The 14,090-nt window shown below is 37.5% G+C and carries 16 protein-coding genes and 1 pseudogene; 4 read left to right on the top strand and 13 right to left on the bottom strand.

The genetic code is table 11. From position 1 onward, the window contains the following. Window positions 1-46: 46 nt before the first annotated feature. From H131_RS06470 to typA, 5 genes are all read right to left on the bottom strand, one after another. On the bottom strand, window positions 47-841 hold the full coding sequence (locus tag H131_RS06470; RefSeq protein WP_010858285.1) for an ABC transporter permease: 795 nt from the start codon (window positions 839-841) through the stop codon (window positions 47-49). After that, a complete protein-coding gene (locus H131_RS06465; RefSeq protein ID WP_010858284.1) occupies window positions 834-1,601 on the bottom strand; it encodes an ABC transporter ATP-binding protein in 768 nt (255 codons plus the stop codon). Before H131_RS06465 ends, H131_RS06470 begins: the two co-directional genes overlap by 8 nt. Beyond that, complete coding sequence (locus H131_RS06460) at window positions 1,601-2,593, bottom strand: ABC transporter substrate-binding protein (RefSeq protein WP_010858283.1); 993 nt, start codon at window positions 2,591-2,593, stop codon at window positions 1,601-1,603. Before H131_RS06460 ends, H131_RS06465 begins: the two co-directional genes overlap by 1 nt. Window positions 2,594-2,837: 244 nt before the next feature. Further along, the gene (locus tag H131_RS06455; protein ID WP_010858282.1) at window positions 2,838-3,236 is read right to left on the bottom strand and encodes a YlaH-like family protein; all 399 of its coding nucleotides are present in this window, start codon (window positions 3,234-3,236) and stop codon (window positions 2,838-2,840) included. Between the two features lie 30 nt (window positions 3,237-3,266). After that, a complete protein-coding gene (gene typA, locus H131_RS06450; protein ID WP_010858281.1) occupies window positions 3,267-5,111 on the bottom strand; it encodes a translational GTPase TypA in 1,845 nt (614 codons plus the stop codon). A gap of 143 nt (window positions 5,112-5,254) precedes the next feature. On the opposite strand from typA, the gene H131_RS06445 reads away from it, so the two are divergent. After that, complete coding sequence (locus H131_RS06445; protein ID WP_010858280.1) at window positions 5,255-5,440, top strand: DUF5325 family protein; 186 nt, start codon at window positions 5,255-5,257, stop codon at window positions 5,438-5,440. 196 nt (window positions 5,441-5,636) lie between these two features. On the opposite strand, the pseudogene H131_RS25830 reads toward H131_RS06445, so the two are convergent. The 3 genes and pseudogenes from H131_RS25830 to H131_RS06435 form a co-directional block, all read right to left on the bottom strand. Beyond that, window positions 5,637-5,821, bottom strand: a pseudogene (locus H131_RS25830) (transposase); the annotation flags it as partial. A gap of 301 nt (window positions 5,822-6,122) precedes the next feature. After that, the gene (locus H131_RS06440) at window positions 6,123-6,917 is read right to left on the bottom strand and encodes an inositol monophosphatase family protein (RefSeq protein ID WP_010858278.1); all 795 of its coding nucleotides are present in this window, start codon (window positions 6,915-6,917) and stop codon (window positions 6,123-6,125) included. Between the two features lie 419 nt (window positions 6,918-7,336). Beyond that, window positions 7,337-7,534, bottom strand: a complete 198-nt coding sequence (locus H131_RS06435) for a hypothetical protein (protein WP_010858277.1) — start codon at window positions 7,532-7,534, stop codon at window positions 7,337-7,339. Between the two features lie 124 nt (window positions 7,535-7,658). Here H131_RS06435 and H131_RS06430 point away from each other — a divergent pair, with 124 nt between their 5' ends. Beyond that, window positions 7,659-8,285, top strand: a complete 627-nt coding sequence (locus H131_RS06430; RefSeq protein WP_010858276.1) for a YktB family protein — start codon at window positions 7,659-7,661, stop codon at window positions 8,283-8,285. A gap of 516 nt (window positions 8,286-8,801) precedes the next feature. Here H131_RS06430 and H131_RS06425 read toward each other — a convergent pair. After that, on the bottom strand, window positions 8,802-9,089 hold the full coding sequence (locus tag H131_RS06425; RefSeq protein WP_010858275.1) for a UPF0223 family protein: 288 nt from the start codon (window positions 9,087-9,089) through the stop codon (window positions 8,802-8,804). A 21-nt stretch (window positions 9,090-9,110) separates the two neighbouring features. Continuing rightward, window positions 9,111-10,070, bottom strand: a complete 960-nt coding sequence (locus H131_RS06420; RefSeq protein WP_010858274.1) for an NAD(P)H-dependent flavin oxidoreductase — start codon at window positions 10,068-10,070, stop codon at window positions 9,111-9,113. 145 nt (window positions 10,071-10,215) lie between these two features. On the opposite strand from H131_RS06420, the gene H131_RS06415 reads away from it, so the two are divergent. Next, window positions 10,216-11,685, top strand: coding sequence for an aminotransferase class I/II-fold pyridoxal phosphate-dependent enzyme (locus tag H131_RS06415; protein WP_010858273.1), 1,470 nt, complete (start codon window positions 10,216-10,218; stop codon window positions 11,683-11,685). Window positions 11,686-11,789: 104 nt separating this feature from the next. On the opposite strand, the gene H131_RS23500 is transcribed toward H131_RS06415, so the two are convergent. After that, window positions 11,790-12,023, bottom strand: coding sequence for a helix-turn-helix domain-containing protein (locus H131_RS23500; RefSeq protein WP_230491880.1), 234 nt, complete (start codon window positions 12,021-12,023; stop codon window positions 11,790-11,792). Between the two features lie 277 nt (window positions 12,024-12,300). Between H131_RS23500 and H131_RS06410 the strand changes: the two genes are divergently transcribed. After that, complete coding sequence (locus H131_RS06410) at window positions 12,301-12,897, top strand: class I SAM-dependent methyltransferase (protein WP_010858272.1); 597 nt, start codon at window positions 12,301-12,303, stop codon at window positions 12,895-12,897. Window positions 12,898-12,937: 40 nt separating this feature from the next. Here H131_RS06410 and H131_RS06405 read toward each other — a convergent pair whose 3' ends face one another. After that, window positions 12,938-13,615, bottom strand: a complete 678-nt coding sequence (locus H131_RS06405) for an LrgB family protein (protein ID WP_010858271.1) — start codon at window positions 13,613-13,615, stop codon at window positions 12,938-12,940. After that, a complete protein-coding gene (locus H131_RS06400) occupies window positions 13,608-14,045 on the bottom strand; it encodes a CidA/LrgA family protein (RefSeq protein WP_010858270.1) in 438 nt (145 codons plus the stop codon). Before H131_RS06400 ends, H131_RS06405 begins: the two co-directional genes overlap by 8 nt. Window positions 14,046-14,090 lie beyond the last annotated feature (45 nt).

Raw genomic sequence — 14,090 nt, 5'->3', positions numbered from 1 at the left:
CCGAAGGAGATGTCTCAAAAATTATTTGAGACATCTCCTTTGTTGATTAACCATTATTTTTTATAATCGTCCTTTCAATCAATTCGACAACTTGATACATAATTGTCGCAAAAAAAGCGATAATGAGCAGCGACATTAGCACAAGATTAAAGTTAAATACTTGGAAGCCATAAATGATTAAATAGCCAAGTCCTTTCGACGCCACTAGAAACTCACCTACAATCACTCCGACCCATGATAATCCAACATTGACCTTCAATGTTGAAATAATAGTTGGAAATGATGCTGGCAAAATAACCTCTTTAAATGTTTGCCATCTAGTTGCTCCGAATGTTTGCAAAACTTTGCTATAATTCGGGTCAACTCCCTTAAAGGCAGTATATACGACAATCGTTGTAATAATAATCGATATCAGTGCACCCATGGCAATAATTGAAATATATCCTGGACCGAGCGCGACAATCAGAATTGGCCCGAGTGCCACTTTTGGCATCGCGTTTAAAATTACTAAATAAGGATCAAGTACCTTGGATAGCATTGGTGACCACCAGAGTAACGTTGCAATTAAAGTACCCAGTAAAGTACCCGCAATAAATCCAATAATCGTCTCCATAAGGGTCACACTGACATGTAATGTTAACGAACCATCACTCACTTTTTCTATAAATGTGTGCCATACACGTGTTGGTGAACTAAAAATTAAGCGATCAATCCACTCAAGTCTCGAAAATAACTCCCATCCGCCGAAAAAGAGTAATAAGATGATGAGCTGATATAAGCGAACGAAACGTTTTTCCTTCTTAAGCAATTGCTGATATTGTTTAAATAACGTGTTATCCAAGGCTCTCCAGCTCCTTCCAAATCGTTTGGAATACTTCTGAATATGCCGGATGTTGTCTTACATCAAAAGGTGATAATGCCTGTAACTCCTCCGGTATTTCAAACTCTTTATGCAAAGTACCTGGGTTTGCTGACAAGAGAAATACACGTTCACTCATTGCAATAGCTTCTCCAATATCATGCGTTACAAGGATTGCCGTTTTATGATAGGCCTTTAATGTTTCCACGACTAAATCCTCAAGCTTTAATTTTGATTGATAATCAAGCGCAGAAAATGGTTCATCCAACAATAAGATTTTAGGATTAACTGCTAGTGTTCTTGCCAAGGCTACTCGTTGACGCATTCCTCCCGATAATTCTCTCGGATAATAACCTCCAACATGCGGCAATCCAATCTCTTGCAACAGTGCATTCGCTGTTACCTTATGCGATTTTTTATCACGTTCCATTATTTTCAAACCAATTGTGACATTCTCTTCTATAGTTTTCCACGGAAATAAATAATCTTGTTGGAGCATATAGCCAATGAGTGACTGATTATGGGGTGAAATTTCTTCTTTGTCAATGAATACCTTCCCTTCCGTGGAGGGAAATAATCCAGCTATTATTGACAATAGGGTCGTTTTTCCACAGCCACTTGGCCCGATAAAAGAGACAAACTCTCCTTCTCGTATGGTTAAGCTAATATCACGTAAAACTTCCTTTGCTTGTGTATTTGAAAAATAGCTATGGTGAATATGTTCGAGCTCTAAAAATCCCATTACTCCGCAGCCTTTTTAGCAAACGTCGTATTAACAAGCTCTTCATAATCGACACGTTGAGGAAGTTCACCTGCTTCCTCCATGATCGTTTGTAGGTTAGCCCATTCTTCTTCATCTAAAATTGGATCAGTTGCATATGAGCCTTGCGATTTATAGCGCTCAACAACCGTCTCAATTAAAGCTACATCAACATTTTCAAAATAGGGCTGAATAATTTTCGCTACTTCTGCCGCACTTTTCTCTTGCACAAAATCTTGCGCCCGTTTTAACGCGTTTGTAAAGCTTTGGACTGTTTTGGCATCATTGTCTAAATAACTGTTTTTCGCCATAAAAGAGGTATATGGTAAATGGCCTGATTCAGTGCCAAATGAAGCGACAATATAGCCTTTCCCTTCTTTTTCAAATACGCTAGCAGTTGGTTCAAATAACTGAACAAAATCTCCAGTTCCAGAGGCAAATGCTGTAGAAATATTAGCAAAATCAATGTTTTGAATAAGTGTTAAATCTTTTGTTGGGTCAATACCATGTTTTCTCAATACAAACTCGCCAGCCATTTGTGGCATTCCACCTTTACGCTGTCCTAGGAATGTAGATCCTTTTAAATCCTCCCATGAAAAATTCTCCATCTTTTCACGCGCAACTAAAAATGTGCCATCTGTTTGTGTTAATTGTGCAAAGTTTTGAATCGGATCATTTGAGCCTTGCGCTGTAACATATATAGATGTTTCCGAGCCAACTAAGGCAATATCAATGCCATCAGACAGTAACGCTGTCATGGTCTTATCGCCACCTGCTATAGTTTGAAGTTCAACCGAAAGCCCTTCATCTTCGAAAAAACCTTTTTCAAGTGCTACGTATTGCGGTGCATAGAAAATCGAGCGTGTTACTTCTCCAACTTTGACTTTTTCGAGCTCAGCTTTATTACACGCCGCCAATGACAGGAGCAACAAAGCAATACCACTAACTAAAAAACCTTTTTTAAGCCACCGCATTCCATTTCCTCCTTGATTGATGAATTAACCTATCGACATTAACTTATTCACACTAGAAGATTTCGGTGCCAACCATTTTAGGTTAGAAATATACAACTCTAGCAAAAAAGGGTCGAGTTGATGTTCTCTCTAGTTATTAATATTTTCTTCTATACAAAAAAACAGCCTTAGCAAATAAATGCTAAGACTGTTTCATTCCACAAAAACTAAATTAAAGTTTCACGGTATAGGAGCCAAGCTACCATCATTGATTGGCAGCTTGTTGCTCTTCTCTTTTTTCACGCCACATACGTGTTTTGTACACAATCAAAATTAACGCCGCTACGATGAGACCTTCAATCATAGGTAGGAATAACGCGAAAAATGTCAACATAATACATCCTACAAATAAGAACGCATAAATGACAATATTTTGAGATAGCTTTAACTTCTTTGCAAAGCCTAATTTATAGACAATTGCGGAAAGTACAAATACCAGAAGAAATACAACATAGCCTGCAATTTCATAGCTCGGTAAATTTTCATATAAAAATCTTGTTATACCGGCCATTCTCTCATAAACCCTTGTTGTTTCCTCTGCATTTGTTGATGCAGCAACTTGAATAACATTGAGTTCACCCAATAAAGCGGACTTTATATCCAAGACTCCTCTTCCTTTCATGTCAGCGGAAAATTATTGATCTGCGTTACGTAATTTTTTCGCTGCTTTCTCACGTTCGTTTTTATCTAGAATTTGTTTACGAAGGCGAATAGATTCTGGTGTGATTTCTAAGTACTCGTCATCACCCAAGTATTCAAGTGCTTCTTCTAGAGATAAGATACGTGGTTTTTTAATAACATTCGTTTGGTCTTTGTTGGCCGAACGGATGTTTGTTTTTTGTTTCATTTTTGTGATGTTTACAGTGATATCAGCATCACGAGTATTTTCACCAACAATCATACCTTCGTAAATATCTGTACCTGGCTCTAAGAATAGTGTACCACGGTCTTCAATTTGCATCATACCATAAGTTGTTGATTTACCAGTTTCCATTGAAACTAATACACCTTGGTGACGGCCACCGATTTTACCTGGTAATAACGGTTGGTAGCAATCGAATGTATGGTTGATAATACCAAAACCTTTTGTCATCGACATGAATTCAGTTGTATAACCGATTAATCCACGAGCTGGTACTAAGAACGTTAAACGAACTTGGCCACTGCCGTTGTTCACCATATCAAGCATTTCACCTTTACGTGTACCAATTGATTCTATAATTGAACCAACATTTTCTTCCGGAACATCGATTTGAACGCGTTCAAATGGTTCACATTTTACGCCGTCGATTTCACGCACGATTACTTGTGGTTTAGACACTTGTAATTCGAAGCCTTCACGACGCATATTTTCGATTAGGATAGATAAGTGAAGTTCCCCACGGCCTGAAACTGTCCAAGCATCTGGAGAATCAGTGTCTTCAACACGTAAAGAAACGTCCGTTTGCAATTGAGCACGTAAACGCTCTTCAACTTTACGAGAAGTAACCCATTTCCCTTCACGGCCTGCGAATGGAGAATTGTTTACTAAGAAAGTCATTTGTAACGTTGGCTCATCAATACGTAAAGGCGTAAGCGCTTCTTGATGTTCAACAGGACAAACTGTTTCACCTACGTTGATGTCTTCCATACCTGAAACGGCGATTAAATCACCAGCTTTTGCTGTCTCTACTTCTTCACGTTTTAAGCCGAAGAAACCAAAGATTTTCGTTACACGGAAGTTTTTCACTGTACCGTCTAATTTCATCAGTGCAACTTGTTGACCTACAGAAATTGTTCCACGGAATACGCGACCAATACCGATACGTCCAACGAAGTCATTATAGTCAAGTAAAGCTACTTGGAATTGTAATGGGTCTTCCGAGTTATCAATTGGTGCTGGAATAGATTCGATAACTTTTTCGAATAGACATTTCATATTTTCTTCTTGTTTAGATGGATCAGCGTCTAATGAAGCTGTACCATTTACACCTGAAGCATAAACGACTGGGAAGTCTAATTGGTCTTCATCTGCACCTAACTCGATGAATAATTCAAGCACTTCATCTACTACCTCTAGTGGGCGAGCTGAATCTTTGTCTACTTTGTTAACAACAACGATTGGTGTTAAACGTTGTTCTAATGCTTTTTTCAGTACGAAACGTGTTTGAGGCATACAACCTTCATACGCATCGACAACTAGTAAAACGCCGTCTACCATTTTTAAAATGCGTTCTACCTCACCACCGAAGTCAGCGTGTCCAGGCGTATCAAGGATGTTGATACGAGTTCCTTCATAATTTACTGCTGTATTTTTAGCTAAAATCGTAATACCGCGTTCGCGTTCAATATCATTAGAGTCCATTGCACGTTCTTCAACACGTTCGTTTGAACGGAATGTACCTGATTGTTTTAATAATTGGTCGACTAAAGTAGTTTTACCATGGTCAACGTGGGCGATAATTGCGATATTGCGAAGATCTTGACGTAAGTTTGTCATTATTCCACTCCATATTCTTTTTTCATATGTTTAACTGTGATATTATAGCACAAGAAGGACGTGAATGTCCTTATTAGAATTTCTATCATTCTAAAAAAATATTTTTGACTCAAAAAATTTATAATAAAATAGGAGGCTTGGCTATGAATCGTGCAAAATTCGTAATGGCTATTTACGCATTAGCGGCTATACTCGCAATGTGTGCTATCGGGTATTCTGTGGCAGCTGGTAGTGGATTTGGCATTTTAGCAGGCATTGTGGCTACTTGTGTCATTTTCATGACAGCCTTTAAAATGAAACGTAAACTACGTGAACAAGGTTTACTTTAATGTAAAAACAAATGTGCCAATGAAGACTTACATTTGTTATCTAAAATATGTTAGTTATGCTATCTGGAAAAGGTATTCGGAATGTTATTATTCCGAATACCTTTTGACATTTTATCAGAAATATTCGTTACAAATAGCCCCTATTAACGAGAGTAGTACGCTACGAGCAACTATTCACTGCCATTATTGGACTTTGTCATGTCCAATAAGCTAGCTTCTTAATAAGGTAAGCATCGCCTACATGAACATTTTTTAATCCCTCATAAGGTTGTCCAACGCATACCATGCTTTTCTCGCAAATACTCGTTCAATCATTTCTTTTCGACGTGCATAGATTTGTTTCATGTCATTTTGATGACGTAAATGATTGGCTTCTTCCACTTGAAGCGCCCCAATAAGACTTTCAATAATTTACTGATGTCAGCATTTCTAATTAATCTCGTTCATTATTACTATTGTTCGTCATCCTGTCCATCGCCTCCATCATTTATAGACGTACACGAGTTGATTGGAGCGCAGGCGGCGACTTCTGCGGGAATAGCATGAGCAAAAGGCCCCGCAGGAGCGTAGTGGAAATCAACGAATTCATATAGTACTTCTATTTTAAAAGAAAAAAGACTATAGATTTTTTGAGTTTTCTACAGTCTGAAAGGAGCTGTCCACATAGTGGACAGCTCCTTTCTTAGCGATAAGGCACGATATATTTTTCTAATAACTCTTTGTGGATAGACGGATTAGCTATAATAAAAGTATCTTGATGTAGGAAATCAAAACCTTCGCCATGTAAATTCGTTGCAATGGCCCCAACTTCGTTAGCAATAATTGTACCAGCACCGATATCCCAAGGAGACAAACGCATGGATACATAGGCGTCTAGCTTACCACTAACAACAAAAGCGATTTCCATTGCTGCCGAGCCATAGGAACGTGTACCACGAACTTTTCTTATCAAGTCAATAACTTTTTCATGATGGATATGTCGATTTGGCGCAACCCAACTTGCATTAATACCAATCACGGACTCTTCAATTGTAACTGACTGCAATTTACGTAGTGGAGAATCATTGTACCAAGCTCCCTCGCCAGCAATTGCATAGAATAGGTCTTCACGCATAACATCGAATATGTAACCAAGCTTACCAATACCATCAATAAATATCCCTATTGATATCATAAAGTGACGGTGTTGCTTGACAAAATTCATAGTGCCATCAATTGGATCAATAATCCAAACAATACCATCTAACGATTCGACTTTTTCACCCATTCCCTCTTCTCCTAAGATTTTATGGGTCGGGTCGAACGCTTTAATTTTTTCTATGAAAAACAATTCTGTTTCACGGTCAATATTTGTAACAAGATCATTTGCATTAGATTTTGTTTCGATAACTAAATTGTACGAAAATGCATTTCTAATGCGTTTACCCGCTTCAAAAATAATACTTTTCGCAAATTCATCGATTCGTTGTAAACTCATAATAACCCACCCTTCGAATATAAGAAAAGCGCATTCACGCTCATCCGCATAACCGTTATATCGTTACATCATCATTGCTACTGTCTTGTCTTACACGCGAAAAATTGAGCCATGCCTTCATTGATAGGTCTCAATGCCGATCATAAAGATCTATATTGTCTCTTACGTTTACCATACAACTTGTACGACTTACAGCCAAAGTGTAGGTAAGTACATCAAGTTTTAACCAAGGGAATAGACAACGTTTAATGTAAACATGTGACATCAATTAGCGCTAAACAGTAACTTCTCTAAAATAGAAGTCTTACGTAATACATTTTCTATTATGATATATTGTCTATTTTACTCTTTATAAAGACAAAAATCACCTGCTGTCGGAATATTCAGCAAGTGATTTTTAAATGGGTATAATTTTTTTTTTACGCATAGGCGTGCAAACTTTCAAGCTCCATCTGGATTTCAATCAGGCGTTTTTTACTTTTTTCAATTTCTAGCTCATTTTTTTCATTCATTGCAGAGAATAAAGAGGCTAGTTCATAATCTAATTCTAATTGTAAAATGCGTTCATATTGCTTTTCAATATCAACTTTTCGTATAATTTTTACGATCTGTTTCATAAAAATCACGTCCTTTTTTTATTTTGTTACAAAACCTTATCAGATTTCGTTAAAGTACTTGTTATAAGATTTTTTCCCATTTTCTTAATAAAATAAACCTTATAATCGACAGGAGTTATCAAAAATGCCGAAACTAAAATGGACTAATAAAGATTTCAATGTTTTTCAAATAAATGGTTTAGAACAAAGGATGGATGCTTTAAATACTTGTGTACGACCAAAATTCAATGAACTTGGGGAAGATTTTTCCACTTTCTTTTCTGGCCAGCTCGGAGAAGAATTTTTCCCTCATGTTGCTAAACATGCTCGACGAACAGTCAATCCGCCAAAAGATAGTTGGGTTGCCTTCGCTCCATACAAAAGAGGTTATAAAGCATTGCCTCACTTTCAGATTGGTCTTTGGAGCTCACATTTATTCATCGTATTAGCCATTATTTATGAAGCACCGCAAAAAAATGTGATGGCACAACGACTGCTAGCAAAAAAATCATTGTTACAACAGCTTCCGAACGATTTTATTATTTCTGGTGACCATATGTCCCCATTGGCTTTTTCCATGCAAGATGCAAAAGAAGAGAAACTGGAGGAATTACTTATTCGACTACGTGATGTTAAAAAAGGCGAGTTTTTAGTCGGCCGACATATTCCACGTGAAGAAGCCGTTAAATTGTCTTCCAGTGAATTTCATAAATTAGCAGAAGAAACTTTCAATAGCTTACTGCCGGTCTACAACATCATTGTAGGAAAATAATTTTTTTGACGCATACTATAAAAAACAGAAACAATTATCTATATTTTTCTTTGTTTAATGTCACAATTAATATATGGATACAAAAAACACCATCATCTCGAATGATGGTAGAACCTTAGCGAGGTTGAATTACCCCCTCCTACATACGGTATTGTATGTGGTTAGAAGCTCAAAGTTAAAAGGTGCTTTTAGCAAGCTACATGGCTTAAAAACCTACAAATCAATCAGCGTATTAGAGGATTGAACATAACCATTACAGGTGGTAAGACATGAGAACTTATGTGACATTATTAGTTCTTCATTTTCTAATTACGACTGCGATGCGTTCATCTGAGGCAAGCTTTCACCATGTCAATATTGATGTATTTTATGCAACAGGTTGATATTTAACACTGATTATTACTTGTTAATGCATACCAAATAAGTCACTTACAAAGCCAACTTCCGTAAGAAGAATAGCTGCATGGGTGGCAAGAAAAAAGTGTGGACGTGAGTATTTCTCACATCCACACTTTTTTAACGTCGTTGCTTCGGTAAAACCTTTATGACTGTACCATCTGCTGTCTCTTTTGTTTGCTTTATGACTGGATAACTCACATAGCCACTAGCATCTTCAAATTCACGAAAAATTGTTTTTTCCTCTGCCTGCGAAGGTACAATCTCTTTAAAGCGACGATATTTCGCCATCATCACTTCGCGTTTAATGCCCTTTTCGTAGGCCTGCTCGATGCCTTCAAAAAATTTAATAACATCAACAATTTCTTCAGTCGACCAATCAATTGAAAACGGATAAGAATATTCCATTTGGACATTACCACCTTTACGTTACTGTCCCCATTTTACCCGGATACTTTCCGCTTCTGCAACCATTCGTGTTATAAGCGCATCTACTGTTGGAATATCGTGAATCATACCAGTAACTTGCCCTGCCCAACCAATGCCAGCATCCTTGTCACCATCATAGATAAAGCGTTTATTCGCCTTACCGCTGATATAATCTTTCAATGCTTCATAAGTAGGTGTTGTTCGTTCAATTTCTAAAATTTTCTCTGTAAATTCACTACGTAACGCTCGAGCTGGTGCACCAATGGAGCGTTTAATAACAGTTGTATCTGCTTCAGAGCTTGCTAGTAGTGCCTCTTTATAAGCTGCTGATGCATCAATACATTCTTTTGTTGCGATAAACCGTGTACCCATTTCTATTCCCTCAGCACCAAGTGAATGTGCAGCCATCCAGCCACGCCCATCACCAATACCACCAGAGGCAATGACAGGAATTTTTACGCTATCCACAACTTGTGGTACGAGCACCATCGTACCGATATCATCTCGTCCAAGATGACCACCACCTTCTTGTCCTACAACCATAACTGCATCAGCGCCAAGCTCTTCAGCCTTTTGAGCTTGTCTACGTGCTGCAACAAGTACTAGTTTCTTGATATCTGTTCCTGCAAGTAAATCAAATATTGGTGCAGGATTGCCACCCGTCATGGTCACAACAGGTACCTTTTCCTCGACTGCAACACGTACCATATCCTCATAGCCAGTACCATGCATGCCAATCGCAAAATTCACACCAAATGGCTTATCAGTTAATGTTCGTACCTTATGAATTTCTGCACGTAATAAGTCAGCGTCATGCAAACTCATGGCAGTTATTTGTCCAAGTCCTCCAGCATTCGACACTGCCGCTGCTAAATCAGCATAGGCTAAATAAGCTAATCCCCCCTGAATAATTGGGTATTTAACTTTCAAAAGTTTTGTGACACGTGTATCCCAATTCATCAAATCTCCCCTTTCATACGCTACTATCTTCTCGAAATCATCAAAAAATCCCTTTATTTTTTTATTAAAGTCTATTTTTTCATGTCGTTAGGTGCTATAATTCATTTGTTTTCTTAGATATTATAAAAGTGAGGTGGTACCTGCGTTGTCACAATTAGAGACTCCATTGTTCGACGTATTATTAAAACATCGGAACAGACATCCAATTCAGTTCCATATTCCAGGCCATAAGAAAGGGCACGGAATGGATCCAGCTTTCCGAGAATTCGTCGGCGACAACGTTTTATCAATCGATTTAATTAATATTGCTCCACTAGACGATTTACATTCACCAAAGGGTGCGATCAAAGAAGCACAAGTACTTGCTGCAGAAGCCTTTGGTGCTGATCATACATTCTTTTCCGTTCAAGGTACTAGTGGCGCCATTATGACGATGATTTTGACCGTCGTCGGTCCAGGTGATAAGATTCTAGTACCACGGAATGTTCATAAATCCATAATGTCAGCGATTGTTTTCGCTGGTGCTATTCCAATTTTTATTCATCCTGAGGTGGATAGCGAGTATGGTATTTCTCACGGTATTTCGGCAGAGGCTGTAGAAAAAGCATTAAATGCTTACCCAGATGCAAAGGCTGTTCTTGTTATTAACCCAACATACTATGGCTTCTCAGCAGATTTAAAACGTATTGTTGAAATTGTCCATAGTCGTAATATTCCAGTTGTTGTTGATGAGGCACATGGTGTTCACATTAAATTTCATGATGAACTACCTTATTCCGCTATGGAAGCAGGTGCTGATATGGCTGCGACAAGCGTACATAAGCTTGGTGGCTCCATGACTCAAACATCGATTTTAAATGTGCGTGAAGGTCTTGTCTCTGCAAAACGTGTACAAGCTGTATTTTCGATGCTAACAACAACTTCGACATCTTATCCATTACTTGCATCACTGGATACAGCACGTCGTCAGCTAGCCATTCACGGCTATGATCTAATTGGCGATGCGATTCGTTTAGCAAAAGATGCTCGTAAACGCATTAACCAAATTCCACATTTAAAATGTGCAGGGAAAGAAAAATTACATTCATCTGCAACATTTGATATGGATCCATTAAAACTGTTAATTAGTGTAAAAGATTTAGGTATATCAGGTCACCAAGCTGAAGAATGGCTTCGTCATAACGCGAATATTGAAGTAGAATTATCCGACTTATACAATATTTTATGTCTTGTGACACTTGCTGATACGAAAAAGGAAATTAACCTCCTGATGAATGCATTAAGTCGTATGTCTAAAGCTTTTGATTCAGAAGCGGCTATTACTGAAGCAGTCGTAAATGTGCCAGAAATTCCAGCGCTTGCAATGTCACCTCGTGATGCCTTTTATGCAGATACAGAAGTTGTGCCACTCGCCGAAGCAGATAACTGTATTTGTGCTGAATTCATAATGGTATATCCTCCTGGTATTCCAATTTTTATTCCCGGGGAAATAATAACTGAGGAAAATATTCGTTACATTCAAATGAATGTCGAAGCTGGTTTACCAGTTCAAGGTCCAGAAGATTCTACTTTAAAAACGATTCGCGTTATTAAAGAACGCAGAGCTATCATTTAAACACGAATAAGCTGTCTCAACTAATTTGAGACAGCTTATTTTTAATTTCAACTACTATACAAAAGACTATTCCCTTCTAGTCATTTTTACTTTTCAATAAGTAGCTAAGAACAGAAAAATTTCATACCTAATACTAGGAAAATAAGCCACCAATAATTCCATAAAAAATCCCCAACTGATTTCTGATTAGAGTTATTATGGCTATTCTTTTGATATTTTTCTTCTCCCTTAATAAACTTATCTAATGAAATTTCATACAAATCGCTAAGTCTTATAAGGTTCTCAATGTCTGGATAACCTTTACCTAATTCCCATTTGGAAACGGATTGTCTCGATATATTTAAAAATTCCGCAACATCATCTTGTGTATAGTGATGTTTGCTCTCTCAATTGTTTTAAACGATCCTCTAAATTCATTGTACGTACCCTCCATACTTTATAATATTAAATAAATCATAAAATTACTTCGCATTTTTCACTAGAAGTTATTGCTTGCCCCTAAAATTTGAGTAGCGTACAAAAAATAACATACTGCAATTTTCTAAATATAGTGCTGAGCAAATCATTAGAATCTATTGAACACTTTACCTACAATAAAGATGAAGGAGTGATTGCATGAATGCCTGGGATAAACGATTTCAAACATTAGAATATGTATACGGTGAACAACCAAATAACTTCATAAAAAATTATGTAGATTACCTGAAAAACTATCCAAACGTAGCTGCTTATGCAGAGGGGGAAGGACGTAATGCCGTCTTTTTAGCGAACGAAGGACATACTGTTACTGCTTTTGATTATGCACAAAGTGGTTTACAGAAAACTGAACAACTTGCGAAAAGACATGACGTTATCGTGGAAACTAAGCTTACTGACTTACTGCAAGATGAATTACCAGTGGAATTCTTCGATGCAGCCATCATGGTCTTTGGTCATTTTCGGGTAGAACATCAGCATGAAGTTATTAAACGCATTATAGATTCTGTGAAACCTGGCGGACTAATAATGATGGAATTATATTCCACACATCAACTGCCCTACGCATCAGGTGGCCCACAACAGCTTGAATATTTGTATGATCCAATCGATGTACTTACTTGGTGTCAATCACATAAAATTTTACACTTTTTCACAGGTGAACAAGTAAGAAATGAAGGTATTTTGCATACAGGGCTTGCGCATACCATTCAATTTATTATTGAAAAAAGTTAAAAAAAGGCTGTATACAGATTTTCTTCTGTATATAGCCTTTTTATATAAATAAATAGACAAAGAGCGGGCACAGAAATGCGCCTATGATCGCCGTTAAGCCCATCGACAAGGATCCGACCGATAATTCCTGCTCTCCATAATCTTTCAATTTGACAAGTCCTACGCCGTGTGAGGCACTTCCTACCGAAACACCTCGACTGACAGCTGATTCAATTTTGCCATATTTAATAACAAATGGTCCGATAATGGCTCCTACAAACCCTGCTATCATTACAAACACAGCTGTTAGTGGAGGAATACCCCCTATCGTCTCACTAACTTGCATGCCGACAGGTGTTGTCAATGATTTAGGTAAGGCCGTTAACAACCAATTTTCACTAACCCCAATCCATTTTAACAACACAAAAACTGTTACTAAACCTGTTACCATTGCAATGACAATTCCCGACAAAATCGAAATTTTGTACTTCATGATAATGGCACGCTGATTGTATAGCGGGTAAGCAAGGGCTACAACAGCAGGTCCTAACATTTTTTGAAGCCACTCTCCACCCTCCATATAAGTAGGATATGGAATTTCAAAAACAAGTAAAATGACTATACTAAGTAATGTTGTAGTTACTAATGGAATCATTAAAGGATACGGGAAACGTTGATAAAGTTTTGTCAATAAAAAGAATAAAGTAATTGTGCCCGCTACGACAATTATTTCAGTCAACGGTTAATTCCCCCTCTCCTTCTTCTACAATTGCTTCTTTTTTTGCAGCCTCTTTTCTCTCAATAAGTTGACTAAGTAACCCAGTAATATAAATAGAAACTAATGTACTAGCAATAACAGCTAAAATAATTAGTAGACCAGTCTTTGACCAAAGTTCAGGATAGTCAATCACCCCTACTGTTGCAGGGATAAAAAATAATGTTAATATACCAATTAAAAAACCTGCACCATCTTGAATGTATTCAACTTTAATGATTTTAAAATGGAGTGAAAGTGCTAATAGTAGTAACCCAATTACACTCCCTGGAAGAGGCAAATGCAATAAAGTCACAATGCCAACACCCATGTAATAAAAAATATTTAGTATCCCAATCTGGACAATAATTCGAACAACCCTCATTAACACCGCAACAAAATTCTCGTTCAACATTTACTACTTTTCACCCCCTCACGTTCATTCTACATGTGCAGAAAT

The sequence above is a fragment of the Lysinibacillus sphaericus OT4b.31 genome, from assembly GCF_000392615.1.
Lineage (GTDB): Bacteria > Bacillota > Bacilli > Bacillales_A > Planococcaceae > Lysinibacillus > Lysinibacillus sphaericus_B.
This window is presented reverse-complemented; position numbering and strand designations above follow the sequence as displayed.